At 45.4% G+C, this 24,304-nt stretch carries 23 protein-coding genes; 9 read left to right on the forward strand and 14 right to left on the reverse strand.

The window, feature by feature from the left end; translation table 11 throughout:
• Positions 1 to 45: 45 nt before the first annotated feature.
• The 3 genes from M1D72_RS02490 to M1D72_RS02500 all read right to left on the reverse strand — a co-directional run bounded on the left by M1D72_RS02490 (position 46) and on the right by M1D72_RS02500 (position 2,256).
• The gene (locus tag M1D72_RS02490) at positions 46 to 1,140 is read right to left on the reverse strand and encodes an ElyC/SanA/YdcF family protein (protein WP_390195895.1); all 1,095 of its coding nucleotides are present in this window, start codon (positions 1,138 to 1,140) and stop codon (positions 46 to 48) included.
• A 324-nt stretch (positions 1,141 to 1,464) separates the two neighbouring features.
• Positions 1,465 to 1,854 (reverse strand): NAD(P)H-dependent oxidoreductase, encoded by a 390-nt coding sequence (locus tag M1D72_RS02495; RefSeq protein WP_456295435.1) that lies wholly within the window; start codon positions 1,852 to 1,854, stop codon positions 1,465 to 1,467.
• A gap of 138 nt (positions 1,855 to 1,992) precedes the next feature.
• On the reverse strand, positions 1,993 to 2,256 hold the full coding sequence (locus tag M1D72_RS02500) for a DUF2798 domain-containing protein (protein WP_456295436.1): 264 nt from the start codon (positions 2,254 to 2,256) through the stop codon (positions 1,993 to 1,995).
• A gap of 52 nt (positions 2,257 to 2,308) precedes the next feature.
• On the opposite strand from M1D72_RS02500, the gene M1D72_RS02505 reads away from it, so the two are divergent.
• Positions 2,309 to 3,196, forward strand: coding sequence for a LysR family transcriptional regulator (locus M1D72_RS02505; protein ID WP_456295437.1), 888 nt, complete (start codon positions 2,309 to 2,311; stop codon positions 3,194 to 3,196).
• A gap of 73 nt (positions 3,197 to 3,269) precedes the next feature.
• Here M1D72_RS02505 and M1D72_RS02510 read toward each other — a convergent pair whose 3' ends face one another.
• The 9 genes from M1D72_RS02510 to M1D72_RS02550 all read right to left on the reverse strand — a co-directional run bounded on the left by M1D72_RS02510 (position 3,270) and on the right by M1D72_RS02550 (position 13,492).
• Positions 3,270 to 3,980 (reverse strand): ABC transporter ATP-binding protein, encoded by a 711-nt coding sequence (locus tag M1D72_RS02510; protein ID WP_456295438.1) that lies wholly within the window; start codon positions 3,978 to 3,980, stop codon positions 3,270 to 3,272.
• Positions 3,967 to 4,812 (reverse strand): ABC transporter ATP-binding protein, encoded by an 846-nt coding sequence (locus tag M1D72_RS02515; protein ID WP_456295439.1) that lies wholly within the window; start codon positions 4,810 to 4,812, stop codon positions 3,967 to 3,969. Before M1D72_RS02515 ends, M1D72_RS02510 begins: the two co-directional genes overlap by 14 nt.
• Entirely contained in the window at positions 4,802 to 5,638 is an 837-nt protein-coding gene (locus M1D72_RS02520) for an ABC transporter permease (protein WP_456295440.1), read from the reverse strand. Before M1D72_RS02520 ends, M1D72_RS02515 begins: the two co-directional genes overlap by 11 nt.
• The gene (locus tag M1D72_RS02525; RefSeq protein WP_456295441.1) at positions 5,638 to 6,693 is read right to left on the reverse strand and encodes an ABC transporter permease; all 1,056 of its coding nucleotides are present in this window, start codon (positions 6,691 to 6,693) and stop codon (positions 5,638 to 5,640) included. Before M1D72_RS02525 ends, M1D72_RS02520 begins: the two co-directional genes overlap by 1 nt.
• Positions 6,693 to 8,273, reverse strand: coding sequence for an ABC transporter substrate-binding protein (locus tag M1D72_RS02530; RefSeq protein ID WP_456295442.1), 1,581 nt, complete (start codon positions 8,271 to 8,273; stop codon positions 6,693 to 6,695). The genes M1D72_RS02525 and M1D72_RS02530 overlap by 1 nt, the downstream gene beginning before the upstream one ends.
• Positions 8,274 to 8,590: 317 nt before the next feature.
• Complete coding sequence (locus M1D72_RS02535) at positions 8,591 to 9,937, reverse strand: cytochrome c (protein WP_456295443.1); 1,347 nt, start codon at positions 9,935 to 9,937, stop codon at positions 8,591 to 8,593.
• Positions 9,930 to 11,543, reverse strand: coding sequence for a GMC family oxidoreductase (locus M1D72_RS02540; RefSeq protein ID WP_456295444.1), 1,614 nt, complete (start codon positions 11,541 to 11,543; stop codon positions 9,930 to 9,932). The genes M1D72_RS02535 and M1D72_RS02540 overlap by 8 nt, the downstream gene beginning before the upstream one ends.
• 25 nt (positions 11,544 to 11,568) lie before the next feature.
• Entirely contained in the window at positions 11,569 to 12,072 is a 504-nt protein-coding gene (locus M1D72_RS02545) for a sugar dehydrogenase complex small subunit (protein WP_456295445.1), read from the reverse strand.
• A 478-nt stretch (positions 12,073 to 12,550) separates the two neighbouring features.
• Positions 12,551 to 13,492 carry a sugar-binding transcriptional regulator gene (locus tag M1D72_RS02550; RefSeq protein ID WP_456295446.1) on the reverse strand — a complete coding sequence of 314 codons (942 nt, stop codon included), beginning with the start codon at positions 13,490 to 13,492 and terminating at the stop codon, positions 12,551 to 12,553.
• Between the two features lie 235 nt (positions 13,493 to 13,727).
• Between M1D72_RS02550 and dalD the strand changes: the two genes are divergently transcribed.
• From dalD to hxpB, 4 genes are all read left to right on the forward strand, one after another.
• The gene (gene dalD / locus M1D72_RS02555) at positions 13,728 to 15,095 is read left to right on the forward strand and encodes a D-arabinitol 4-dehydrogenase (RefSeq protein WP_456295447.1); all 1,368 of its coding nucleotides are present in this window, start codon (positions 13,728 to 13,730) and stop codon (positions 15,093 to 15,095) included.
• 9 nt (positions 15,096 to 15,104) lie between these two features.
• Positions 15,105 to 16,565, forward strand: a complete 1,461-nt coding sequence (gene xylB, locus M1D72_RS02560) for a xylulokinase (protein WP_456295448.1) — start codon at positions 15,105 to 15,107, stop codon at positions 16,563 to 16,565.
• Between the two features lie 104 nt (positions 16,566 to 16,669).
• Complete coding sequence (locus tag M1D72_RS02565) at positions 16,670 to 17,944, forward strand: MFS transporter (RefSeq protein WP_456295449.1); 1,275 nt, start codon at positions 16,670 to 16,672, stop codon at positions 17,942 to 17,944.
• Between the two features lie 49 nt (positions 17,945 to 17,993).
• Positions 17,994 to 18,695: a hexitol phosphatase HxpB gene (gene hxpB, locus M1D72_RS02570; protein ID WP_456295450.1), complete on the forward strand. Its 702-nt coding sequence runs from the start codon at positions 17,994 to 17,996 to the stop codon at positions 18,693 to 18,695.
• Positions 18,696 to 18,711: 16 nt separating this feature from the next.
• On the opposite strand, the gene rarD is transcribed toward hxpB, so the two are convergent.
• The gene (rarD, locus tag M1D72_RS02575; RefSeq protein ID WP_456295451.1) at positions 18,712 to 19,605 is read right to left on the reverse strand and encodes an EamA family transporter RarD; all 894 of its coding nucleotides are present in this window, start codon (positions 19,603 to 19,605) and stop codon (positions 18,712 to 18,714) included.
• A 107-nt stretch (positions 19,606 to 19,712) separates the two neighbouring features.
• Between rarD and M1D72_RS02580 the strand changes: the two genes are divergently transcribed.
• A complete protein-coding gene (locus M1D72_RS02580; protein ID WP_456295452.1) occupies positions 19,713 to 20,165 on the forward strand; it encodes an Lrp/AsnC family transcriptional regulator in 453 nt (150 codons plus the stop codon).
• A gap of 70 nt (positions 20,166 to 20,235) precedes the next feature.
• Here M1D72_RS02580 and M1D72_RS02585 read toward each other — a convergent pair whose 3' ends face one another.
• Positions 20,236 to 21,120, reverse strand: a complete 885-nt coding sequence (locus tag M1D72_RS02585) for a LysR family transcriptional regulator (RefSeq protein WP_456295453.1) — start codon at positions 21,118 to 21,120, stop codon at positions 20,236 to 20,238.
• A gap of 119 nt (positions 21,121 to 21,239) precedes the next feature.
• Between M1D72_RS02585 and M1D72_RS02590 the strand changes: the two genes are divergently transcribed.
• The 3 genes from M1D72_RS02590 to M1D72_RS02600 all read left to right on the forward strand — a co-directional run bounded on the left by M1D72_RS02590 (position 21,240) and on the right by M1D72_RS02600 (position 24,294).
• Positions 21,240 to 21,959 carry an SDR family NAD(P)-dependent oxidoreductase gene (locus M1D72_RS02590; RefSeq protein ID WP_456295454.1) on the forward strand — a complete coding sequence of 240 codons (720 nt, stop codon included), beginning with the start codon at positions 21,240 to 21,242 and terminating at the stop codon, positions 21,957 to 21,959.
• Positions 21,960 to 22,358: 399 nt separating this feature from the next.
• Positions 22,359 to 23,447, forward strand: coding sequence for an acyltransferase family protein (locus tag M1D72_RS02595; RefSeq protein ID WP_456295455.1), 1,089 nt, complete (start codon positions 22,359 to 22,361; stop codon positions 23,445 to 23,447).
• A 409-nt stretch (positions 23,448 to 23,856) separates the two neighbouring features.
• Positions 23,857 to 24,294: a GNAT family N-acetyltransferase gene (locus M1D72_RS02600; RefSeq protein ID WP_456295456.1), complete on the forward strand. Its 438-nt coding sequence runs from the start codon at positions 23,857 to 23,859 to the stop codon at positions 24,292 to 24,294.
• Positions 24,295 to 24,304 lie beyond the last annotated feature (10 nt).

Below are 24,304 nucleotides of genomic sequence, written 5' to 3' on the forward strand. Positions count from 1 at the left end.
ACCATAGGATGGCCACTCATCGCTTCTACTACTTGGTGATTAATCTCAGCGTGATTCCAATGGATATGAGCGATAACTCCACATCCCATAGGTTCTTAAAGCATCACGGTAAATACCTAATAACTCGGAGGAAGAAGCAGTTTTAAGCTCAGAAAGTGGTTTGTCAGGATATGCGACAGTGTCAAAGGTAATGTTTTGTGGACCTGTCTGCCAACTGGCTATTTCAAATAGCGTTTGTCCTCGTCTGACATGGCTAGCAGAACTAATAATTGTCGCATGAGAAATATGATGTCTCGCCAGTGCGTAGCTGCTATAAAGTGCATTGCCTACGGTACTGGTAGCGTAGTTTTCTTCTATTATGCGATTGGCGCTGATTCCTTTTGAAGTCAACCAATCCGCCATCAATTTACCTTCGGTTTTGTGATTTTTAGGTACGCCACCAGTAACGATAATAAGGGTTTTAGGGTGTGCTTTTGCTAGCTTGAGTGTTGTTTCTAAGCGCTGAATTAAAATATCATTCATAGAACCATCGGGATTTAGTGCATATCCCAAAGTCACAATTGCATTATTGCCATCATCGGGAATGGATGCGGTTTCTGTTAACGGTGTTTTGATAACACGCTCGACAGTAGAAAAGATTTTGTCTAAATCCGCTTTTCTGCCAGGATCCAATGTTGATAAAGCATCCATATGCTCGTTAGAGCTAGCATCATCGCCGTTAAAGTGAGACCAAACTGCAAGATAAGAGTGTATGTCGACATCATCTGGAGCCGCTGATAAAGCTTGTTCGAATAGGGCTACAGCGTTATCTACATTTTTATTGTAGATCTGCGCGTTGGCCGCTGAAATCAACAGGTCGGTGCGATAGGGTTCAAGTTCATAAGCCGCTAATAGCTTATTGGTTACGATTTCCATGTTGGTGGGCATTTTGGCAGTGAATCCGGCATCCGAAACCCGGGCAGGAGATTTGAAGGCGACCACTGCATCCTCTAGTAGTTGATCAACTACCTGACGTTTGGTTGTGTATTGTGCGTAGTTGCTTGTTGAATCGATAGCGATTTGATCTTGAGAAACAGCATGTACAGAAATAGAAGCGGTAACGAACCCTGACAAGAGAACAGCAAGTAAATGTTTGGTCATGAATAGTCCTTTATGGTGTGTGATAACATATTTTTTATATCAAAATAAATATGATGTTCATTGTGATTGATCTAGCAAAAAGTTATAAAATTATTAATGTTTTATAATTTAAGGTGGCTTTTAACGCTGAATTTGATTAGTGATAAGGACAAAATTCATCAAGAAAAATAACTGGATGAATAGATAGGCTCTGATGTTTTGTTGTGGATAATGGTTTGTGTTTAGGACGATTTTTAAGGCATGAAACAGCCCCGTTACTGAACAGTAAACGAGACTGGTTTTATTCTATTTTCTAGAGTGAACGGTAAAACTCGCGTTACCGCATCATTGGAATAAGTCTCCATTTAAAAACGCTTGTTTAACATTCTTTGGCTGGCGTTCGGCGCAGATAAACGCTTTACCTATTTGACTTGCCGTTTTTAATCCTTGCTCGCGGTTGAGTGCATTCATTTTGCCTTCAACATCATAAATGATATGACTTTCGAGATCAGTGACGCCACAATAGGCAAAAATGCCAAGATCGATCAGGATTTTCATTGCGTCATCATAGCGATATTTATCATAAGTGGCCTTCTTCGAACCACCAACGCCAATCAGCGTTGTAGGAATGTTGGTCAGTAATCCATCAAGCGGTGCTTGGCCTCGATCTTCAACCCCCTTTCCATATTGATAAGCCCAGCCGCCTGTAAATACTCGTTCAATCCAACCTTTCATCAAGGCGCTTGAACACCGTCATTCACGCTACCTTGCTTATTTGTTTGAAAGGTTATCAGGTAATAGAGAAAATGGAAAAGAGCCAGGTATGCCGGCTCTTTTGTGTTGCCTACAGCAGCAAGGCTTACAGCTAACACGTTAAAGTTTTTGTGATATTTGCTGCGCGCATTGGTGGATTCTTGGCCCAGAGATGAAAGAAATAACGCCGGCCGCTGGCCATGCAAGAAACCAAGCGGACATCCAATAATCGGTAAAGCCTTGGATAAAGCCAACATTCAAATATGTCACCCAAGCGGACATGAAAAACGTCAATACAAACGACATTAAGATGGCAAAGATAAATCTATATTTCATTTGATGAGCTCTGTTTAAGAAGGTTGGTAATACCCTATCGATTTTCATATTTGTATTGTAGAGTGAATATTAATAGCCTTATTTACATATTTGAAAAGCCATGCTCGACAATCTTAAAGTATTTATCAGCGCTGCGGAACAAAGTAGCTTAACCGGTGCTGCCAGCGAATTGGGAATGACCATCGCAACCGTGTCAAGGCGTGTTCTTGAATTAGAGCAACAACTGCGTTGTGAATTATTTCATCGCTCAAATCGAGGTTTAACGCTTACACCATCAGGCCAAGCATATTATGAAGAAACCGCTGATTTTATTCATGAATTAGATTTACGATTAGTCAATTTAGATAAATCACTCAATAGTCTTGAAGGGGAACTACGGGTGATGGCGCCAACCAATATTGGCAGTGGACCATTAGATGAGTTTTGGTCTCAGTTCGTTACAGATAACGACAGTATTTCGCTAAATATCTTATTGAGTGATCCCAATGATGATGTTATTTCCAATCAAGTGGATATTGCGATTCGTTCTGGTCCTCAACAAAATTCATCGTTAATCCAGAAAAAACTGGGAACAATTACGCCTGTGCTCGTGGTGTCGGCAGCGGTTGCTGATCGTTTTCCTAATGATTTGAATCAACTAGATTGTTTGCCGAGCATCGCGGCATCGCTATTTAGTGAATGGCGATTAACCAATGGTGAGGAAGAGCGATTACTGAATAAAAAGCACAGTCATATTAGTAATGACATGACGATGACCTTAAATTTGGTGAAAGCGGGAGCGGGGATTGCACTGTTACCGCTGAGTATGGTGTATCAGGAGATCGAAAGTGGTGAATTGGTAAGAGTTCTCCCTGACTGGAGCGGCATTCCACGAGAGATTTCACTGCTTTGGCCTCAAAAACGCACATTGTCTGCGCGGGCGAAAGCGTTTCGTGAAGCGTTGATAGAATTTCTCAAGGCGCAGCCCTGGTTTACTATGCACGCTTGATAGTGTTGAAGATTAGTCAGTCTAGTTTGTGGTGGATGCAGTGACAGCCCTTTAGAGGACTGTCACTTTCACGTTAGATGTTGAGAGGTAAATCGAAAGCAGAATAGTCGCGATATTGGTCTATGCGGCCCGCTTTCATCATCACCGCGGAATCACACATGTAGTCGATGGTGTTGGGATCGTGGCTGACCAATAGCATCGTGAGTTGATGTTCGCGTTTAAGTTCATTGAGTAAGTTCAGTATTTCGGCCTGTACGGACATATCAAGCGCTGATGTGGGCTCATCAAGTAACAGTAATTTAGGCTCTAGTAATAAAGCGCGAACGATAGCAACTCGCTGACGTTGTCCGCCGGAAAGCTGGTGAGGATAACGGTCAATCATTGCAGAGGTTAAACCGACTTGTTTGAATCCTTGCTCAATACGATCGTTAATATCCTCAACACCGAGTTTTTTGAGTGGTTCTGCCAAGGTACGTCGCAGTCGGTGCTTTGGGTGCAACGAGGCGTATGGGTCTTGAAATACCATTTGTACTTCACGACGCAAATTCCCTTTGAAGGTTTGGCCCGGAGTTAATACTCGGTCGAGCATGCGGATCGCCCCTTGCCAATGCGGATTCAACCCCGCCAGTACCCACAACAGTGAGGATTTTCCACAGCCTGATGGGCCAACTAGGCCAAAGCATTCACCTTGATTGACGGCGAAATTGACATCATGGACAACCGTGTTTTGTTGGTGCCCCTGAACATGTGTCACACTGACATTATTGAGTTCAAGTAGTGCCATAACGTTTCTCCAATACATCACGATCCAATACAGGTAATGGTGATCCACGTTTATCGATGTGAGGCTGACATGACCACAAAGTTTGGGTGTAGGGGTGCGTTGAGTGCGCGAGTTCACTGGCTTTGAGTTCATCGACCAGTTGACCTTGATACATCACCAAGACCCGTTCACTGTAATCGGCGACTTGCTGTAAGTCGTGACTTATCAGCAATAGCCCCATATTGCGTTCTTTTACTAGCGAAAAGATCAGCTCAAGTACTTGATCACGCATCTCATGATCCAATGCGGAAGTCGGTTCGTCGGCAATCAATAGCTCAGGGTCATTGATGAGCGCAATCGCCAGCATAACTCGTTGACCCATGCCGCCCGAAAGTTGGTGTGGATAAGAGTGGCGCAATTTCTCTGGGTTCGGCAAGCCCACGGCGATCATCATGGCTTCGACTTTTTCGATACGCGCTTTTCGGCTCATTTTTTGGTGAAGAACAAGCGGCTCTTCGATTTGCATTCCGATGGTACGCGCCGGATTCAGTGCGTATTTTGGATCTTGCAAAACCATCGCCACTTTTCGTCCACGTAATTGTCCCCATTGTTTTTGGGAGAGGTTAAGCAGCGGCGTCTCAAGCATTTCCAGTTTATCCGCCGTGACGTAGCATGCGTTAGGAAGTAATCCCATCAGTGTTTTCGCTGTGAGTGATTTCCCTGAGCCCGACTCACCAACCAGAGCAACACGTTCATGACCGATTTGAAAGCTCAGATTTTTCACCAGACGTTGGCCGTTATCGAGAGAGATAGTTAAGTTTTCTATATCGATTAAGGTTTGATTATTTGCCATGACGTGGATCCATTTTGTCTCGTAAACCATCACCCAGCAGATTAAACGCTAAGCTCGCAAATAGAATGGCAAAGCCGGGAACCGCTGCCACCCACCATTGGTCGAAGATCACTCGGCTACCACTGGCGACCATCGAGCCCCATTCTGCCGCTGGCGGTTGAATACCCATGCCCAGAAAACCAAGGCCCGCAGCTGAAAGAATGATTCCACCTAAATTTAAGGCTGCTCGAACGATCGCGCTGGGTAGGCACAGCGGTAGAATATGGCCAATGATTAATCGCCAACCATGGATTCCCTGCATGTTTGCTGCAGCCAGGTAATCGCTACGGCGCAGCGCAAGGGTTTCAGTTCGAGCCTGACGTGCAAAAGAAGGCCAACTGGTAAAGGCTAACGCTAATGCGCCATTCATTAAGCTAGGGCCTAATATTGAGACTAACGCCAGCGCAATAACTAAGCTTGGCAACGACATGACGATATCGGTTAAGCGCATCAGAATCCGCTCAGTCCAACCACCAAAATACCCAGCGCAAATGCCGATGATCAAACCAATAGGGACGGTAATGATGATAACCAGAGAAACCAGCAGGAGAGTCGGGCGTGCGCCATAAAGTACACGAGCTAAAAGGTCACGACCAAAGCGGTCAGTTCCGAGTAGATGCTCGTGGCTAGGCGGTGCCAGACGATCCGCAATATTTTGAATATTAGGGTCATAGTGCGTTAGTAGCGGCGCGCACAGCGCAACGAGCACTAACAACATGACCAGAAATAGCCCAAAGGTGAAGGTGTTTAGCCAAGTTGGCCAGAGGTTTTTATTACTTGTTGTCATTAGCGAGTCCTCGGGTCGACCCAGCGGGTGAGGGCGTCTGCAAGGGCATTGAGTGTGATAAAACACGTGCCGATAAGCAACGTCGCGCCCAATACCGCAGAGGTATCAGACGCAAACAGAGCGCTGGTCAGGTAACGTCCGAGCCCTGGCCAAGCAAACACAGTTTCAGTGAGTACAGCGCCTTCAAGCAAACTGGTATAAGACAGCGCGAGCACCGTAATCAATGTACCGAGTACATTTGGAAAAATATGAGAAAATAAAATACGTCCACGCGTTGCGCCTTTGGCCTGCGCGAGAATAACGTACTCTTTGTTGCTCTCTTCAAGCATTGCGGCGCGCAGTAGACGTGTAATTGACGCCATTGATAACAGTGCCAATACTGCTACCGGGAGCCATAAATGGCCAATAGCGTTGAGCATAATTTCCGGGTTACCAGTGCGCACAGCATCAAAGAGTACAAAGCCGCTGTTATATTCCATTGTGTAGGTATAAATATCATCCAAACGCCCCGGTCCGGCGGACCAATGCAAGGTGGCATAAAACAGCAATAGCCCAAGTAAACCAAGCCAGAAAACGGGGACCGAATAGCCGAGTAGGGAAATCAGTCTCGCAAGGTGGTCTAGAATGCTTTCCGGTTTATAAACGGCTAATGAAGCGAGAAAAATGCCAAACAGTGCGCCAAAGAACATCGCGACTGTAGCGAGCTCTAGTGTGGCAGGGAAGGCTTGAGCTAAGTCATTGACCACCGGTTGCTGAGTGATTTGTGAAACCCCGAAATCGCCTTGAAGCATTTGACCCAAGTAATTTAAGAACTGCATGGGGAGAGGTTGGTCGAGCCCGAGCTGGTGACGTGCTTGCTGATACGTGGCTTCACTGGCGTGGTCACCAACCAGTTGCAAAGCAGGGTCAATTGGTGCAGCACGTGACAAGATGAAGGTAAAAACCAACAGTCCAAAAAGGGTGAGTAAAAAGGACAAAAAGCCGCTCATCAATGGTTGAAGGCGGCCAGTCCAAAACCGGCGCACAGCGCCGGAAGTTGGGTTAGATTGTGTCATTATTCTGATTTAGATACGTTTTTATAGAACACCATTTCTGGTGTAATGCCTTGAACATAACCTTCAACGTTATCACGCAGGGCGACCAGCTTCTTGTTTTGCAAACCAACAACAAACGGTGACGACTCACGAACTTTGCGCTGCAGTTCTTGATAGGTTGCTGTGCGCTTCTCTGCATCTGTTTCTGAGCGCGCTTGTAGCGTCAGTTTATTTAATGCGGGAATATGCCAGTTCGCACGCCATGCTAAGGTTTTGCTGCCGTTTTCAGGGTTGTACGCAAACGCAGATGCGTTGGTGTGTGGGTCAAAGTAGTCAGGCCCCCAAGCGGTTAAGGTTGATTGGTATTTATGAGCCTTCACATCCGTGGCGATTTGGCTACTGACACCAGGAATCAATTCAACATCAATACCCGCTTTAGCAAAGCTCGCTTGTAGTGCTTGAGCAATATCCAGATAAGGCGGTTGATTGGAAACCGCTAACTTAAAGTGTGGGTTTTCAATGCCCGCGTCTTTGAGAATTTGTGCCGCTTTCTGTGGGTCGTAGCGGTATGGTTGGTCAGTCAATGCGCCATTAAAGCCGACTGGTAAAAAGTTCTGCTGCACTGCAAATTGACCATGCATCAGATCATCGGCAATACCTTTGTAATCGAACGCATAGCGAGCGGCTTGCCAGAATTCCGGTTTGCCAATCGCTGGGTTATCGGCGTTCTCTGCGTTAAACATCAAGTAGTATAGCGATGCATAAGGCAGGTTAAGTGTCTTGATGCCGGGCTTGTTTTGCAGTGAAAAGTATTGGTCTGTACCCAGGTTACGGACTAAGTCTGCATCGCCCTGTTCAAGTAATAGTTGGCGGGTTGCTGCATCGGGTACGTTCTTAAGCAGCACATATTTCATGTTAGGCGCACCGGCTGGTGAGCTGGTATTTGCTTCCATCATTAATATCTGGTGTGGAACGTATTTTTTGATTTTAAATGGTCCGCTGCCTGCTGAGTTCATATTCAACCACGCGTGACCGAAATCACCGTCTTTTGCGTGTGCAGACACGGTTTTTTCATCGACAATCGAAGACACAGGGGCGGTGAGAAGGCTGAGCACAAATTGAGGGCCAACATCCATATCCCACGCGATTTTCACTTGGTTGTCAGACACTTTGGTAATGAAGTTAGTGACATTGTCTTTGTTCCAACCAAGTTGGGTAAGAATAAAAGACGGCGCTAGGTTCAATTTCACCACACGAGACAAGCTATAGATAACGTCTTCAGGACGAACCGGATTACCGCTGGCAAAGGTTGCTTGTGGTTTTAGGGTAAACGTTAGGCTGTTTTTGGTTGTTGTCCAAGACTCGGCAAGCGTTGGCTGCAACTCTGTAGGATCTTCCGGGTTTGACTGCACAAGACGTTGATAAAGGTTGTTAAAACTTTGAACAGAGGATAATTCAAAGCCTTGAGCCGGATCCAAACTGGTGACATCTTCTAAAGATTGCGCAACCACGAGAGTGTTGCTAGGGGTTTTCGCCAAGGACGGCACGGCGAAACCCAAACTGGCCATTAAGCTAATTGAGATGAGAGTTCTTGTTTTCATTATTATTCCATGTGAATGGTGGGAATTGCAGGCTAAAAATATCGGATTCAATGTGTGATGACAAGCACGGTATAATGCAAAAGATATGAAATTTCGTTCTGATATATATCGGCTCAATGGCTTGTTCAAAAAAGAGACGATGAGAAGATGAACATCCTGGAATGAAAAGCCCGAACGTGAGTCCGCTGTGCTTGATAGAAAGGTCGCGTGGATTGTGGAAATGCAGATTGTGGAAATCTATTCGCTCTGTAGAGGCGTTGGGTTGTTATTCAAAGAACACCTCCGCCAATAGGCGGAGATGTTAGGTGATATATGTCTTAGGCCTTACGTCGTCTGCGTAACCAAAGTAATAGCAAAACAACAATAATGCCGCCAGCGACCATACCAATACGGGCCAGCATAAGTAGTGGGGACGTCTCACCACCGGCACGCAGCGTTTTGACGCGATCGGTAGTGATCTGAACATCACTGCCACCGATATCCGCCATCACATAATTGGTCACATCAGCAATTTGTTGATCAGTCATTTCATCAGCAAAACCAAGCATGCCTTGATGTTCTTCAGGCCAAACACCTTCTAGAATCACCATCGCGACGTTATCCGCATTAGGTTTTTTAAGAACAGGGTGGTCTTGCAGTGGCGGTAAACCATTTAAACCACGGCCCGACAAGTTGTGGCATGATGCGCAGTTATTGCGGTATAGACGTTCACCTTCACTTTGATTGGCGAGCGCAAGCGGAGTATCGTCACCAACAACTTTAGTCAGCGCTTGGTGGTGATGCTCATGAGTGTCTGTTGTTGGCGCATTATCTGCTTCAGGCAGAAGATAAGTCGCAATCGCTTGGAGATCCTCGTGCTTCATGCGAGAAAAGCTCTTGTCGATGGCCTCAAGCATCGGCCCAGCGGCTGTCGCTCCATTGCTCGCGTGTCCAGTTGCGAGATAATTGGCTAACATATCACGAGACCAATACGGGCTACCTTGTAAGGTTTCTGCGGTAATATCTGGTGCAAACCAAGTACCGAGAGAGGTACCTTCAAGGTTTTGATCGCTTTTCTCTGCCATCAAGAAATTACGCGGTGTATGACAAGTACTGCAGTGGGTTAAGCCTTGTACTAGGTACGCACCTCGGTTCCATTGATCAGATTGACTTGAATCAGGCGTATAGACTTCATCATCAAGGAACAACAGATTCCACGCTGCCATGCTAAAACGCAAGTTAAATGGAAATGGCAGTTTGGTTTCTTGCGGTTTTTCATCGACCGGTTCTACACCATGCATAAAGTACGCGTATAGCGCTGAGATATCATCATCGGATACTTTGGCATAAGCCGTATAAGGCATCGCTGGGTAAAGTTGGCTTCCATCGCCTCGTTTCCCTTCACGTAACGCCGCCGCAAATTGCGCTTCGGTGTAATTACCGATGCCAGCTGTTGTCGAAGGCGTAATATTGGTGCTGTATATGGTGCCAAGGGGACTATCAATCGCATAACCACCACTAAATGGCGCTTTTCCTGCAGCGGTATGACAGGCACCGCAGTCTCCCGCAATAGCCAGGTATTCTCCGCGCTTGATAAGAGCATCTTGGTCTGCCGCATGTACCTGAGCAACACTGGCAGAAAGCAGACTTGCCGTTGTGAGTAAGAGTCTCCAGTATTTAACCATGTTGTGTCTCCTGAAGAATTTTATCAGCGGTGCGAAGCGCAAGCGCCATTGCGGTCAAGGTGACGTTACAGGTACCTACCGTTGGCATAACGCCTGTCCCTACCATGAATAGATTTTCATGGTCATGGGCGCGCCCCCATTGGTCGGTAACGCTGGTGGCGGGATCGAGACCCATTGAGAGTGTTCCCGTAATATGTTGGCGGTTTTTGAATTTACCTTCGGTACTGTGCTTGATATTGGTTGCCCCCAGTTTTTTCGCGATAGCATCATAATGTTCGCGCGTTTTCTCGGTGCCTTTACGTACGTAATCATTAGTGTCGAGAACGTTCCAGAACATCGCGGGTGTTGGCAAACCGAGCGCATCTTTGTTGTCACTCAGCGTCACTCGGTTATTGCGGTCGGGCAGTTGCTCCAAGCAGTTTTTTAGACTCATTCGGCGCGCGGCACGAAAACGAACTTCGTCTTGCAATTTCTTGCCAAAGTAGCCTTCTGCGAGCACTTCTTTGGTTACAGAGGCCAGTTTGGAGGAGTTTGAGATATCAATGCGAAATGGAGCGTGTTCGCTACGAAAATCCCCATCACGGAATTGGCCAATTGAACATGGGCTTACTGGCCCGCGTCCCGGCCAAACTTCTTCATCAACATCAAAAGTAATCCCGATAGCTGGGTGATCACACAGATGACGACCGACGTTATCTTGTGCGTTAGCGATACCATTTGGGAATTTATCACTGACAGACATAAGTAGAAGTTTTGGTGTCTCGATCGCATTCGATGCGAGAACAAAGGTTTGTCCCGTGACTCGATGGCTGACTTTGTTCCAATCGTAATAGTTTGCTGCGACGATGTTGCCTTTATCATCATGTTCAAGCTGATAAACCACGGCTTCGGTAATTACTTCGACGCCACTGTTCACTGCTTCTTGCGCAGCAAGGCCACCATGATACTGGGCATCAATCGGGCAAATCGGCATACAGTTGTTGTTGCCGCAACATGCCGGACGGCCATCGTAGCTGCGGCTATTACGCCCAGTACTGTCATCAATCACAGAAAACTCGGGGGCGAGCCTTTCCGTGACGCGCTGCTGTAAGTATGAAGCAGGAACGGCTTCCATCGGGAAGGGCTTACTTCTTGGAGAGCCATTATTCGGGGAACCACCGACACCCGCAATGACTTCCGCTTGGTAGTAGTAGTCTTCGATGTCGTCATAACCAATTGGCCAATCTTTACCGACGCCATACTGACTATGTTGACGAAAATCGTTGGGTAGAAAACGCCAAAGCTGCGCCGCCCAGTGCCAGCTAGTACCACCAAACATACGAATGTATTGCGCATGAAATGCATTAGGACCGACTTGGTCAAGATACTCGTTGGGTTCTGGGGTATAGCGTGGGTGCGGTGCTTGAGGAGAATAAGGGTAAGGTGACATAAAGTCTGATTTAAATGCAGACGTACGATAGCGCTCAACCAGTTGGTCTCGTTCAAGCTTAGGGCCTGACTCCAACATTAATACGGATTTTCCCGCTTTAGCTAGACGTGAAGCAAGTAGCGAACCATTGATACCGGCGCCAATTACCACCACATCAGCAGAATTTTTATTGTTCATAAACGACATTACTCTTTTAAATTGATTATGGCTGTTGTGCCCAGCTTCCGATTTCACCGTAAGAAAAACTTGGCGGTACCAATTTGTCACTGACCAGTTGATTCGCGAGGTTGTTGACGTACGTGACGTAAACAGCATCAAATCCTTTACCGACAACGCCGTTATACCAACTGCTGAGAATGCTTCGCGCAAGCGCTTCACTGTCGGTATTGGCATCGCCAAACATCAAGCGATCCTGTTTAAGTAGCGGTGGGTTATCTTCAAGGAGCGTTTTAAGCTGGGAGAGACGGCTAAGAAAGGTGTTGTCTGTTTGCGTGAAGGCAATTAAAAGCGCTTGGGTAACCGTCGGGTTGAGCGCGTCTTGCGCGGTAAGCCATTGTGACACTTGTGTAAATTCTTCAAGTCCCTGCGTTGGTGCAGCTTGTTCTGCTGCATTTAAGCTAGGGATAGGTAAAAGTTGTCCGGTCGCACTCGCAATCGTGACCACTCCTACCATCTTCAACACTCGTCGGCGTGAGTAATAAGTCATAGCTTTTTCCAGTGAGTCATCATTTCAAAAATTGTCGTCCGTAAAAACTATAGGCGACAGTTCGAAAGTTATAATTTTGTTATTTTTATTCACGCTAAAAACATAGTTAACAACAGTCAGTTGTCGATCGTCATGACACGGTATGACCAAATCTGGTCACTGGTTTGAATGACAATGAGATGCCAAGGTATCGCTAGTAATGTCTATTTCGACAACACCAGATTGACTGGTTATTCAGATGATTTGAGCGACAAAAAAATTAGCGTTTGTAGGGAAGTGATATAGGTAAATCTATATTGTTCAACTAATTGCTAACAATTTTGCATAACCATACTCAATGGTTTTAAAAAGCGCAATGCAGCCGCAACACATCAGACCATTGTACGTAGACGAACTAATTGATTCATCAAGGCTAAAGTCAGGCTGAAAAGAGACACCAGCGTAGTAAGCTGCGTTGGTGTCGAGGAAGGTATTAAGCCTATTGGGTGAGGAGCCAGCGTGCCGTTGTTTCGTCAGTGACGAGACCGTTAATCCATTTTCCGCGCAGAGCGGCCAAAATCGCTAAATGTTTATCTTCACCACAAGCCGCGCCAATTCGAGGGCAGTTGTTTTGACGAATATCGTAACTGGTGATGAGGGTATTGATGCTGCAGTCGACCACCTTTCCTTGCGGATCAATAAAACGACCGAGAATTTCGCCTATTGCGCCTTGGTGGCTGAGTTCGTTTGCTTTGTCACCAGAGATAAACCCATCTTTAATAATTGGGCTTGCTTTACTCAGTGAGCCAATTCCGATAAAGATGACATCGGCTTTATCGGCCACAGACGCCACTTCTTTGTAAACACGCGTATTGGTCCATAAACGATGTTCATCGGCAGAAATAGCGTAGCGAGGTGTTGGAAGTTGGTAGTAATTCGCTTGAATTTTACCTGCGAGAATCAGAGGAACATCATCGTAATAGTTACATTGGCCATTCACTCCCATAGCGCTGATCAAGGCGACGCACTGGCGATTGGAAGAATCAAAATCGATGCGGTTAATGGCTTTTTTGAGTGTCAACCCTGATCCGATGCCAATAATTTGGTTTTGCGGTTCTTTTAGGTATTTTGCCATCAATTGAAAGCAGCCAAATGATACGTTGTCTAACGTTTCTTGGTCGCTGGTTGAGGGGACCACGTTACATTCCACCAGCTGATATTTTTGTTTGAGTAGCTCTGCATAATCTAAGCAGGTTGATATTGGGTGGTGAAGCCCCACAGAGACGATTCCCTCTTCTTTGGCGGCTGCAATCAAGCGTTGGACGACCGGGCGTGATAACCCGAGCTCGGCCGCAATCTCACTCTGATTTCTTCCCGATATGTAATACATCCACGCTGCGCGAACCATTTGATCGGTTTTGAAGTTATCACTTCTTGCCACATTTATTCCTTTTTTTCAGGCTGTTAAACCTATTTAGGCAACGCCGATTTGCCTGTTGCTGTCGTTATTAGCCCTATCTTCTCGCGAACGGCTTGTGAGTTCAAGTTTCATCAATTACCCACAAATGAATAAAAGACCTATTAATGGTCTTTTGTTCATTTGTGATCTTTGGCTCTTTTTTTGATTCTTTGATCCTTTAGAGTGGCGCCATCAAACAATAACGAGGATCAATATCATGACGACCCAATATACGTGGCTACATATCGGTTTAGGCTCATTTCATCGTGCTCATCAAGCATGGTATATGCATCAATTACGTGAATCAGGGGATAAGCGCTGGCATATCGCCGCTGGTAATATTCGCAATGATGCGGAAGCAACCGTCTCTGCACTGCAGGCGCAAGAAGGCGAATATGTATTAGAAACGGTGAGTCCGGCAGGTGAGCGACACTATGAAGTGATCAAATCTATTCAAACGCTACTGCCATGGCAGCAAGACCTCGCACCGTTGATTGCTGAAGGCGCGAAACCCAACACCAAAGTCATCGCATTTACGGTGACCGAAGGCGGGTACTACCTCAAAACCGATCATACATTGGACACGGATAATTCGGTTCTCAAGGCCGATTTAAACGGTGATCACCAGACCATCTACGGCACCATCACTAAAATACTAGAACAGCGTATTGCGGATAAGGCGGGTGCATTGACGTTACTATGCTGTGACAATGTGCGTCACAATGGCGAACGCTTTCGAGACGGCCTAACTGAGTTTCTCAATTTAACTGGAAAGCACTCAGTATTGGCTTGGATGGAGGATAATACGACCTGTCCGAATACCATGGTTGACCGCATCGTGCCGCGACCAGCGGCTGATCTACCTGAACGTATTCATGCGCAAACTGGCATTGAAGACAAAGCGCCTGTCATGGGTGAAACATTTATTCAGTGGGTCATTGAGGATAATTTCAAATCCGTTCGTCCAGAGTTTGAGTCAGTTGGGGTTGAAATGGTGGCATCGGTTGTTCCTTATGAAGAAGCGAAGATTCGCATTCTTAACTCTTCTCATAGCTGCATCGCTTGGGCTGGAACCTTGGTTGGGCAGTCATTCATTCATGAAAGTACTCAAACCGATTATATCTACAATATTGCCCATGAATATGTCACTCAGGACGTGATCCCGTGTTTAGGGGACAATGGCATTGATTTGCCGACTTATCGCGATGTGGTGTTAGATCGTTTTACCAATGCGCATATTAAAGATACCAACCAGCGCGTTGCGGCGGACGGTTTTTCAAAAATTCCTGCGATGATCACCCCAACGATGATCGAATGCTACCAACGTGGGGTCGAACCTAAAGCGACCGCGATGCTACCTGCTTTATTCTTCGTTTTCATGCAGCAATGGCATAAAGGCGTACTGCCTTATGAATATCAAGATGGGATTCTTGATGCTAAGGCTGTACACGCTATGTTTGATTCCTCTGACCCCATCGCGGTTTATGCTCGCGATAAAGCGCTGTTTGGCGAACTGGCCGAACGTGCTGATTTTGAAGCGTTACTTCGCGAAAAAATTGCCGCCGTTTATCCGATGATCCACTAAGGAGTGAGCATGTATTTAGGAATTGATTTAGGGACTTCCGAAGTCAAAGCTTTGGTTATTGATGAGCAGGGAGAAATGGTCGCGACGCACAGTGCGCCATTGACGATTCAACGTCCCCAAGCACATTGGTCTGAACAATCGCCTCAAGCTTGGTGGGAAGCCACCAATTACTTAATCGAGGCTCTGCGTGAAAAATGCGCCGATCATTGGAGTGCGATCAAAGCGATTGGTTTGTCTGGGCAGATGCATGGTGCGGTTTTATTGGATGAGCAAGATGAGGTTATTCGCCCGGCCATTTTGTGGAATGACACGCGGTGCCATGAAGAATGTGCCGAGCTTGAAGCTGCGGCGCCGGAACTGCACCGTGTAGCAGGTAATCTTGCGATGCCTGGTTTTACGGCGCCCAAATTGATTTGGGTACGTAAACATGAACCGCAAAACTTTGCGCGTATTCGCACCGTTTTATTGCCGAAAGATTACCTTCGCCTAAAAATGACCGGGCAAAAGATTTCCGATATGTCGGACTCTGCGGGCACATTATGGCTCGATGTAGCAAAACGTGATTGGTCTGATTCGTTGCTCGATAAATGTCAACTAACTCGCGCACAAATGCCGAAACTTGTTGAAGGATGTGATATCTCAGCGACGCTGTCGGACGATATTGCTCAGAAATGGGGATTAAGCCCGTCCGTCATTGTTGCTGGTGGTGGCGGTGACAATGCCGTAAGCGCCATTGGCGTAGGTGCGGTGAATCCTGGTGATGCGTTTATTTCCTTGGGCACGTCCGGTGTGCTGTTTGTCGTCAATGATCAGTATCGCCCGGCACCAGAATCGGCGGTCCATGCATTTTGTCATGTGTTACCAAAACGCTGGCACCAGATGAGCGTTATGCTCAGCGCGGCAAGCTGCCTGCAATGGTTCTGCCGAATTATCGGGATGACTGAAGTGGCGCTTTTGGAAGAAATTGAGCAGCTAAGTGATGAGCAGAAATCAACAGCACCACTGTTTCATCCGTATCTTTCTGGAGAACGCACTCCGCATAATGATCCCAAGGCTACGGGACTATTTCATGGTATGACTCACTCAACGAATCGAGCTTTGCTCGGTTATGCCGTGATTGAAGGCGTGAGCTTTGGTGTTGCGGACGGACTTCGCGTGCTTATAGAAAGTGGCACGGACATTGAGCAGTGTTCACTTGTCGGGGGCGGCGCTCGAAGTCCTTTCTGGGCGCAGTTATTAGCAGACACCTTGAGCTTACCGATCATTACCCATAAAGGCGGTGAAACCGGTGGTGCGTTGGGAGCGGCAAGACTGGCATGTTTAGCTGCTGGCAAAGACCTTGAAGCGGTGTGTAAAAAGCCGCAGGTTCATCGCATCTATCAACCTGATAGTGCGCGGCAGACGATTTTAAACCAACGCTACGCGTCTTTTCGCGCGCTTTACCAAAATGACCTTGCTCTGAGGTCATGAAGAAAAACCAATAAAAATAAATTAAATCAATAACATCCCAATAACAACGGACTGTGCCTCCTTCGTGAGGTACAGGATTCCTTTACCCTACAATCGAGGAATATATGGATAACGTAAGCAAACAGTGGCTTGGATTGCCACTCAATCTCATCTGGGGTTATGTCGCCATCGCCATTTTTATGACTGGTGATGGCTTTGAACTCGCTTTTCTTTCTCACTACATCACGGAACTAGGGTTTACACCGGCTCAGTCGTCGATGGCCTTTACGTTATACGGGTTAGCTGCGGCGTTGGCGGCTTGGATCTCAGGTGTCGTCGCCGAAATTATTACCCCACAGAAAACCATGAAAATTGGCTTTTTTGTGTGGTGTGTTTTCCACGTGCTGTTTTTAACCTTCGGATTAGGCCATTCCAACTATGCTTTGATTCTGCTGTTTTATGGTATTCGTGGTTTTGCCTATCCTCTGTTTCTCTACTCATTCATTGTCGTCATTGTCCACAACGTTCGCAGTGATGGTGTGAGTTCCGCCCTTGGCTGGTTTTGGACCGTCTATTCAATTGGTATCGGTGTTGCTGGCAGCTATATTCCTAGCTTTACTATTCCGTGGATCGGTGAGTTTGGTACGCTTTGGTTGTCACTGGTTTTTTGTTTGGGCGGTGGAATCATCGCGATGGTTGCGCTACGTAAAGTTAAAACGCCAACGCATATGCATAATTTGAGTAATAAAGAGAAATTGACCGAGTTAAGCCGCGCTGTCACGTTACTGTTTACCAATAAAAACGTGTTGTATTCGAGTTTCGTTCGCATCATCAATACGCTGTCTTTGTTTGGGTTTGCGGTAATCATGCCGATGATGTTTGTTGATGATCTTGGCTTTACCACTTCCGACTGGCTGCAAGTATGGGCGGTGTTCTTCTTTACGACCATCTTCTCCAATGTCTTCTGGGGCATTATGGGAGAAAAACTAGGTTGGATGAGAGTGGTGCGTTGGTTTGGCTGTGTGGGCATGGCGCTATCAAGTCTCGCGTTTTACTACATTCCTCAGCACTTCGGTAATAATTTTTATATGGCGCTGATCCCGGCCATTTCATTGGGGATTTTTGTCGCGGCGTTTGTACCGATGGCGGCAGTCTTTCCTGCCTTAGAGCCCAACCATAAGGGCGCAGCTATTTCTGTTTACAACCTTTCAGCAGGGCTTTCTAACTTCTTAGCGCCCGCTATTGCTGTGATTATTTTGCCGTATTTCAGCACCATAGGCGTGGTTATCGCTTATACCACGCTGTATGTACTGGCATTTTTCTTCACCTATTTAATTAAAGTCGAGCAACCTGGATTTGAAAGCTCTGTCATTGATACTAGCAACACCAGGGTTGCCTAGTTTTGTGTGGCGCTCACATTGAGCGCCACATGTTATTTTTGAGGTAAGTATGAGTAAAAAAGCGGTTATTTTTGATATGGATGGCGTAATCATTGATTCCGAGCCCTTGTGGCAAGACGCTCAGATGGCGTCACTGGCATCTTATGGCATCGCGGTAACAAGGGCTGATTGCGAGCTGTTGACCATGGGAAAGCGAGTTGATGAAATTGCGCGCATTTGGTGCCAATCTTATGCGTTGTCCGTCAGTGCCGCTGAATTAGAGCTACGGATTTTAACCAAGTTATGTCAGCTTATCGCTAGGGTTGGTCAAGCCATGCCTGGTGTTGTTCAAACGCTTGACTACGTTAAACAGCTCAATTTGAAAATAGCGTTAGCCACCTCTTCCAATCATGTGGTGATAAAAGCCGTTTTTGACCAACTTAAGTTGTGGGATAAATTTGACCTCGTGTGCAGTGCTGAGGATGAAAAACAGGGTAAGCCCGCGCCTGATGTTTACCTGTCTGCAGCAAAGAAGCTTAACCTCTCTCCACAAGCGTGCTTGGTTATTGAAGACAGCGTGACCGGTTTAACGGCGAGCAAAGCCGCTAATATGACGACGTTTTTAGTTTCACCTCATTGTGAGGCGAAGACGTTTGCGAGTGCAGACGCGAAGTTTGCCAATATGATTGAACTGCTTGCGTTCTTAACAGAAAACGAACCGCTTGATGTCCTTAAGACGTATAGTGACAAGGCTCGATTGGCGACGTCTTGAGTCTTTAATCGTCGTATTATCGTTGCTGGCGTTTTAAGCTCACAACACCTTCAAGACATAACACCATTACGGCCAACCAGATTGCAATGTAGGTTGGCCATTCACTGGGCATAATACTTTCTCCAAGCAACAGAGCAACCAGCAGTAACAGCACTGGCTCAACGTAAATCAGTAGACCGAATAAACTCAAATTAAGATGCGGCGCCGAGAGCGATTGAAAGCCGAGCGCGAGTGCACTGATTAAGCCCAAACCAAGAACCAACCATATGAGGTTGAAATCGATGTTGAACCGATGAACCACAAAGCCGTTATCGAAGATAAAATACAAACTCACAGGTAGACTGAGTAGCATGTCGAACCACATACCTCCAATATGATTGGTATCGGTTTTATGACGTAACCAAAAGTAAATGGGGTAGCCAAGGCAGACCGCCAGCGTTGGCCAAGTCAACGTTTGTGAAACCGCCAGGTTGATCACCCCAATGATCGCAAAAGCACAAGCAAGCTTTTGAAATCTGGACATTCTGTCTTTGAACGCAAACCATCCTACCACCACCATGGTGATCGGCATCATAAAGTAGCCTAGCGACACGGCAAGACCATAGCCATTGTTTGGTGCCCACATAAATAGCCACAGTTGAAAGCCCAACAATAGCGAAGAAATGACGCGAGTGAATATAAAACTCGGTGTGCACATCATACGCTCAAATATACGTGTAACTTGAGACCAATAGCCATTGATCAAAATGAATACGGTGAGCAGTGGGAAGGTTAAACTGATTCGCCAGCCGTAGATTTCATCTCCGCCCAGATCGTGCAGTAACGCACTGTAGGCAAACATTAAAGCAAAGAGAGCAGAGGCGATGACATTGAGAATCACGCCAAGTGAAGTATTGGTTTGAGTCGACATAAAGCGGTGATGAATGAGTGAATGTGCCGATATTTTATTTCATGATACTTGATAAAGGTGCGCATATTTCATAGCGTTGGTGAGAAATTTTCTCACAGGTTTGGACTATGCCACTGGATAAATACGATTATGCGCTACTGGAAAGGCTACAAAAAAATTGTCAGGTGCCTTTGCGCGAGTTAGCCGAGCAAGTTCACTTGTCGACCGCCTCGGTACAAAGAAGAATCCAAAAGCTGAAAGACGATGGCTATATAGAGGCCCATGTTGCTGTGCTTGCGCCTAATAAATTGGATAAGGTCATCACGATTTTGGTGGAGGTTAAGGTTGATAAGACGCAAGCTGAGGATATGAAGCTGCTTAAAGAAAGCTTCTCCGGCCCCGAGGTTCAGCAGTGTTACTACGTCACAGGAGAAGCCGACTTTATGCTCGTGCTATTGGTGCCTGACATGGAGCGTTTTCAAATTTTGTGCGATGAGTTATTTCATCACAACCCGAACGTGAAGTCGTTTCGCACTATGGTATCACTTGAGCGGGTCAAAGTGTCTCTGGATGTACTGTGAATGAGCGGAGTTAAGCGTATTGTGCTGCGCTTTCTCTCTCACAAAGAGGAAAAGACAAACAGCGAGCAAATTACGCTTTCAATGCATCAATCACAGCTCTTAGTGCGGTGGGCATGTTGCGATTTTTGGGAAAATAGACGTACAAATCAGGCCAGTCGATAGTCCAAGGTTCCAGCAATCTGACTAACTGCTGAGATTCAAGCTCATGTCGGATAAGGGGCTCAGCAATCATGGCGATACCCAAGTTATCGTTTACGGCCTTTAAAAGTATAGCCGGGCTATTCGTGGTTATAGAGCCTCGCGTACGAAGCGTTTGAATGTCATTACCGTTTTTATACTCCCATTCATAGCGTCGTCCACTTTGAAATTTGTAGCCGAGACAGTTATGGCGTAACAAATCTTGAGGCGTTTTTGGCTCGCCGTAGGTTTGGACATACTGCTTGGACGCGACAGTGACAAACCTAAAGTTTGTCATCATTGGTACCGCGATCATATCTTGAGGGATGGTGTTTTTCAGGCGAATACCTGCATCAAATCCTTCTGACACAATATCAATGAGGTGATTGTCGACCGAGATATCCAATTCGATGTCAGGATATTGGGCCGCAAAGTCGGCATTCAATTTATCAAGAACAAAACCAGCTACCACTTCGTTGACGCTAAGTCGAACCAATCCTTGTGGTTGGTCTTTTTCGGCACTCAAATTATTGATCGCGCCTTTGAGGTGATTGAGTACTTGATTTACTTGAGTAAAAAATCTCTGACCTGATTCGGTCAACGATACACTACGAGTTGTGCGGTTAAACAGGCGCGTCTGTAAGCGTTCTTCAAGCGAACGAATCAGATGGCTTAGCGTTGATGGTGAAATGCTCAGCGCTTCCGCTGCTTTTGAAAAGCTGAGATGGTTGGCCACTTGTTGAAAGGCATGAAGCTCTTGGATTGGGGGTAATTCCATTATTGGCTCCAATCGAATAATGCATCCATATTATCACTATTATCTTAAATAATCTCTCTGGCTACACTGCTCATTCATCGCAATAAACCGAGAAAGTGCAATGAAGAGGAGTGTATACGATGAGCAAACACATCTATCTAGTGTCAGGGGCCAATAAAGGAATTGGTAAACAAATTGCTTTGGAGCTCGTCGAGCAAGTGCATACCGTTTATCTTGGCGCTCGTAACTTGGAAGCAGGTAAAAAGGTGACCCAAGAGCTAAAAGAGCGAGGGGATGCGAGGTCGGTTTACTTAGATCTTAACGATGCGAAGAGTCATCAGGCTGCAGTTGAGCTCATTGAGCAACAAAGTGGTCACTTAGACGGTTTAATCAATAACGCAGGCGTTATTGTGGGTTATGGCAATGCGTCGAACGTCACTCATCAAGCGCTACGAGAAACGTTTGAAACCAATGTATTTGGAACCATTATGTTGACTCAAACTATGCTGCCATTGTTGAGAAAAGGCAGTCATCGTTCGATTGTAAATGTATCGACAGGTCTTGGATCCATGACCATGCATGGCGACCCTTCATGGCCGTTTCATGGTACCACGCCGCTGGCTTACAATGCTTCAAAATCAGCACTGAATATGTTCACGGTATTACTAGCAAAAGAATTGCGTGATGAAGGATTTCGTGTGAATTCGGTGAGCCCGGGCTGGATCGCGACAGATCTTGGCGGCGAGCAAGCGCCGGGTAGTGTAGAGGAGGGGGCCGTGATTGCGGTTAAAACGGCTTTAGAAGGATCTGACGGCCCAACAGGTCTGTTTTTAACCACCGGCGGTGTGATTCCTTGGTAATGGGTGAGCGTGACTAGACGATAAAAAAGCAAACATCACTCGATAAAATAAGGCTTGTTGAACTAGAGTACTCAGATTTCAACAAGCCAAAAATGGAGGAGGGTAACAGTCAATGAGATACAAATGTGAGTTGTTGTTAAGTTGAAAAACTCAATTATTCTGTAGGTTAAATTGATATATTTGTCGATATACCAATGATGATATAAACAACTAATAGTATTTTATGGTAAATGATTATACTGATTTATTTTTGAAAAAAGGAATATCATTTTTCTTCAACCATTCCTAATTGCGAGACATCTATCCTGATACACTGTAGATTCTGTTACATTCCTATGCCATATATATCTGATAGTATTCAATTATATCGGTGGAGGTTTTTATTTTAGGTAGTGTTAGATGTTTTTGAAGTCAATTGGCAATTTTAGAGGAATTGCAATCATTGCTATCGTAGCTGGTCATGTATACAGTTCGGGGTTTACTAGTAATGATTTATTTAGTGCAACGATAAGAAATTTAATTACAGGAGGTTCCTCTCTTTTTGTTTTTATTTCTGGTTTTATGTTTCATCATGTTTTTTATAAGAAGTTTAATTACAAAAAGTTTGTTAAAAATAAATTCCAAAATATTGGTATTCCTTACCTTATATTGGCGACCGTTGCGATTGCCTACCTTTATGCGTTTAAAGTTGAATATTTTACACCGCTTGAATTGATGAGAGATCCAGCTCACATGTACCGGGATGGGATTCCTTTTTCGCCAAGCGACTCAGACTGGATGACGGTGTTTAAGTATTATTTAACGGGGCGATTTCTAATAGCGTATTGGTATATCCCCTTTGGGTTGCTCCTGTTTGCGTCCGCACCGTTGCACATGAAGTTTATAAAACAAAATCTAAAGTTTCAAATAGGATTAGTCGTTATTTTATCGGTTATTGCTGTGATTGTTCAAAGACCGGTAGCCGGAACGAATGCGATTCACTCTTTAGTGTATTTCACTCCGGTTTACTTAATGGGAATATTATTTTCGATTCATAACCGTGTCATTACCGAGTTCCTAAAAAAGAACTTTTTGATGTTCTTATTTCTATCCGTTGCGATGTCATTCATACAAGTCTATTTAGGCCATGTAGGCAACTACGGCAAGCCATTTTTTGAGTACAACGGTATTGACTTACAATACATACAGATGATTTTTGTTATCTGCTTTCTATATGGTATTTTAGAGAAATATACCTTTGATATTCCGCTTCTTACTGTTATTTCTGAAACCAGTTTTGCTATTTACTTTATACATCCTTGGTTATTAATGATTTTGTTTAAAATTGATAGAAGAACACACCACCTTCAAGATTTTGGTGCTGAAAACAATATTTTTCTTTATCTATTTACTCTAATCGTTATTGTTTTAGCCTCTGTCTCTCTAGCGCTGTTGACGAAACGCATTTTTAAAGGCAGCAAAAAGAGTCGATATTTGGTTGGCTACTAAGTCACTAAAAGATCGAGGTGTTCAGGAATTCTACGCTGTTTCTGAACACCTATCTATTGCCGTAAAATCGATAGTATGAACTAGCGAACTGCCTTATTACCTCCTATCTATATTCTTTACTTTCTGTCTCGGATAAAGCCATTCGCTTTTCCAAATCCGTGGTTTGACGTTTCATTTACCCTATGTTGTTACTAGGTTCTTTATCGCCTTCTTAGTAAGAATCATCAGCAAAACGCGTTACTGGCGTTATATAGACTCGTATTCTATGTACGGATATGGTGATAAACACCTTTCAACAACGCTCAAGTATGATGTGATTGCACTTTGAAATCGTTAGAAAAAATTGCATGATGCTTCTTTTCCAGTAGCGCCCACTGGGAAACCAATTTGATATTAATGAGGACGTGATTTGGACATAAAGATAGGGCAAGACTTCGAACTCATCGATATGGCGCAAACCATTCGCTACAACGTGTTTACTGTGGAGCAAAATATTCCGCCGCATCTCGATCTCGATGGCTTAGATGAGGTGTCAACGCATGCCCTGGTAATGAAGCAGAATACTCCCGTGGCTACCGCGCGATTAACCGTGAATAGTGAAGGTCATGCTGTGCTCGCGCGTGTGGCGGTAATGCCAGAGTTTCGTGGGGCGGGAATTGCCACTCGACTCGTCAAGGCGCTGATGAACCATGCCAAAAATGTAGATGCTAAAACTGTGGAAATTCATGCTCATCAACACTTACGTGCTTATTACCAAAACCTCGGCTTTGAGTTTGTTAAAGAGGTGGAAGTTGTTGGTGAGCATCAGTTGATTGAGATGCAGTGGACGGTTACTGATAACTCGTAATAAAGGAACG

The organism is Vibrio sp. AK197 (assembly GCF_053903115.1).